The 2,794-nt window shown below is 67.3% G+C and carries 1 protein-coding gene and 2 pseudogenes; 2 read left to right on the forward strand and 1 reads right to left on the reverse strand.

Features of this window, described 5'->3' with window-relative positions; genetic code table 11:
* Positions 1-188, reverse strand: a pseudogene (locus tag RTU05_RS17730) (uracil-DNA glycosylase); the annotation flags it as partial.
* A gap of 195 nt (positions 189-383) precedes the next feature.
* On the opposite strand from RTU05_RS17730, the gene RTU05_RS17735 reads away from it, so the two are divergent.
* Both RTU05_RS17735 and RTU05_RS17740 read left to right on the forward strand, forming a co-directional pair.
* Positions 384-2,039, forward strand: a complete 1,656-nt coding sequence (locus tag RTU05_RS17735; RefSeq protein ID WP_312599615.1) for an electron transfer flavoprotein-ubiquinone oxidoreductase — start codon at positions 384-386, stop codon at positions 2,037-2,039.
* Between the two features lie 200 nt (positions 2,040-2,239).
* Positions 2,240-2,794 (forward strand): annotated as a pseudogene (locus RTU05_RS17740) (hypothetical protein); the annotation flags it as partial.

Below are 2,794 nucleotides of genomic sequence, written 5' to 3' on the forward strand. Positions count from 1 at the left end.
TCGGCGGCGTGTCCGGCCAGGGGCGGGGCCACCGAGGCGGTCGCGCGCTGCACCGCCTTCACCGCCGGGGGAGGGGCGATATGGGTGTGATCGACCGGCGCATCGCCATAGCAGGCGTCCACCCCCGCATCCCGCCAGAAGGCGAGCAGGCTTTCCACTGCAGCGATGTCATGGGGTTGCGCGTTCATGTCTCGGGCTATCGATAAGCCTTGACCGCCCTCGCGTCACCTTCCGATAAGCGGCATAACCACACGGACAACCGGGATTCAGGGGAAATCATGGCCGAAGACGCCATCGAAGGCGGCGCCGAGAACGCCCGTCAGGAAGCCATCATCGACAATCTGCCGCCGCTGGAGGCGCTGAACGGCGTCGAGCGCGAGGTGATGGAATACGACGTCGTCATCGTCGGCGGCGGTCCCGCCGGCCTGTCGGCGGCCATTCGTCTCAAGCAGCGCGCGGAAAAGGACGGCAAGGAGATCAGCGTCGCGGTGCTGGAAAAGGCGGCCGAGGTCGGCGGTCACATCCTGTCCGGCGCCGTTATCGATCCCAAGGCCCTGAACGAACTGTTCCCCGACTGGAAGGAACGCGGCGCGCCGCTGGAAACGCCGGTCACCAAGGACCGCTTCCTGCTGCTGGGGCCGCAAGGGTCGGCGCCGCTGCCGATGCCGTTGTTGCCGCCCTTCATGCACAACCACGGCTGCTACATCGCCTCGCTGGGCAATGTCACACGCTGGCTGGGCGAACAGGCCGAGGCGCTGGGCGTCGAGGTCTATCCCGGCATGGCCGCCAGCCATGTCGTCTGGGAAGAAGAGACGGGCCGGGTGAAGGGCGTCGTCGCCGGCGTCTTCGGCATCGACCGCGAAGGCAAGCCGACCGACGACTTCCAGCCGGGCATCGAACTGCACGGCAAATACGTCTTCATCGCCGAGGGCGTGCGCGGCTCCCTGGCCAAGACCATCATCGCTCGTCACAAGCTTCAGGACGGCAAGTCGCCACAGAAATACGGCATCGGCCTGAAGGAGCTGTGGCAGGTGCCCGCCGAACAGCATCAGCCCGGCCTGGCCCAGCACACGACCGGCTGGCCGCTGGACGAACACACCGGCGGGGGCAGCTTCCTGTATCATTTCGGCGACCGCTACGTGGCCGTGGGCTATGTCGTTCACCTGAACTACAAGAACCCGTTCCTGTCGCCGTTCGACGAGTTCCAACGCTTCAAGCACCATCCCGACATCGCCAAACACCTGGAGGGCGGGACGCGCATCTCCTATGGCGCGCGGGCCATCACCGAGGGCGGTCTGCAGTCGATCCCGAAACTGTCCTTCCCCGGCGGCGCCCTGATCGGCTGCTCGGCGGGCTTCGTGAACGTGCCCCGCATCAAGGGCAGCCACAACGCCATGAAGACCGGCATGCTGGCCGCCGACGCCGCCTACGAGGCGGTTCAGGCCGGGCGTGAAGGCGACGTGCTGAACGAGTATCAGACCGCTTTCGAGAAGAGCTGGGTCTATAAGGAGCTGTCGGTCGTCCGGAACGCCAAGCCCCTGCTGTCCAAATTCGGCACGACCCTGGGCGGGGCGTTCGGCATGTTCGACATGTGGTGCCGCACCCTGCTGGGCGGCTGGTCGCCGATCCCGACGCTGAAACACGCCAAGACCGACGCGGCCTCGACCGAACTGGCGGCGCACCACAAACCGATCAAATACCCCAAGCCGGACGGCAAGTTGTCGTTCGACAAACTGTCGTCGGTGTTCATCTCCAACACCAACCACGCCGAGGACCAGCCGGCTCACCTGAAGCTGCTGGACCCGTCCATCCCGATCCGGGTCAATCTGCCCGAATACGGCGAACCGGCGCGGCTGTACTGCCCGGCGGGCGTGTACGAGGTCGTCTATGGCGACGAGGCGGCCAAGGCCGATCCCCGCTTCGTCATCAACGCCCAGAACTGCGTCCATTGCAAAACCTGCGACATCAAGGACCCGTCGCAGAACATCGTCTGGACCACGCCCGAGGGCGGCGGCGGCCCCAACTATCCGAACATGTGACAAGCCCCCGATGCCGCTCATCCCCGCGAAAGCGGGGACCCAGTCCTTTGGGCGATCAATGCAAAGGTTGGCGAGGCTGTGCTGATCCAACTCACTGCCGACAGAGAAACGGGGTCCCCGCTTTCGCGGGGATGAGCGCAAGAGGAGGAACAATCATCCATCCTCTTGCGGGGGCGGGGGAAAGCGTGAAGGGTCGCGGCATGATCGCCTCCCGTTCGCGCCGCTCGACTCTGATTTCCGCCTCCCTGACCGTCGTCGCCCTGGCCATGGCCGGACAGGCGGGGGCGCAGGACGCCGCGCCCCCCGCCCCGACACCCCAGACCCATCCGCCGGCCGTGATCCTGGAGCCGGGCCAGCCCATTCCCGGCCAAACAACCTCGCCGGCCCCGGATGCCGCGCCCGATCCTCACATCATCATCACCGACGCGCCCGCCGCCCCGGCGATCCCGGCCGTCTGGGCGCCGATCCCGACCAACGCCGAGGGGCGCAGCGCCTATGGCCTGTATCTGGCCGGCAAGCTGGCCCTGATGCAGGGGGAGGGGGCGCAAGGCTCCGACTATCTGGCCCAGGCCGAGCGGCTGACGCCGGAACAGCCGCGCGTGCGCGAACAGGCCTTCACCTCGGCCCTGCTGACCGGCGATCTGGACGTGGCGGCGGCCCTGGCTCCGACCGACGCCACGGCGTCTCCGGCCTTCGTCGAGGGCGGGCGGCTGGTGCGGCTGGTTCAGGATTACGCCCACGGCGACGCCCGCGCC

It is taken from the genome of Brevundimonas sp. (assembly GCF_032017145.1).
Classification (GTDB): domain Bacteria; phylum Pseudomonadota; class Alphaproteobacteria; order Caulobacterales; family Caulobacteraceae; genus Brevundimonas.

Coding starts and splice junctions, on each gene's coding strand:
- RTU05_RS17735 (WP_312599615.1), top strand. CDS start 384: ATGGAATACGACGTCGTCATCGTCGGCGGCGGTCCCGCCGGCCTGTCG.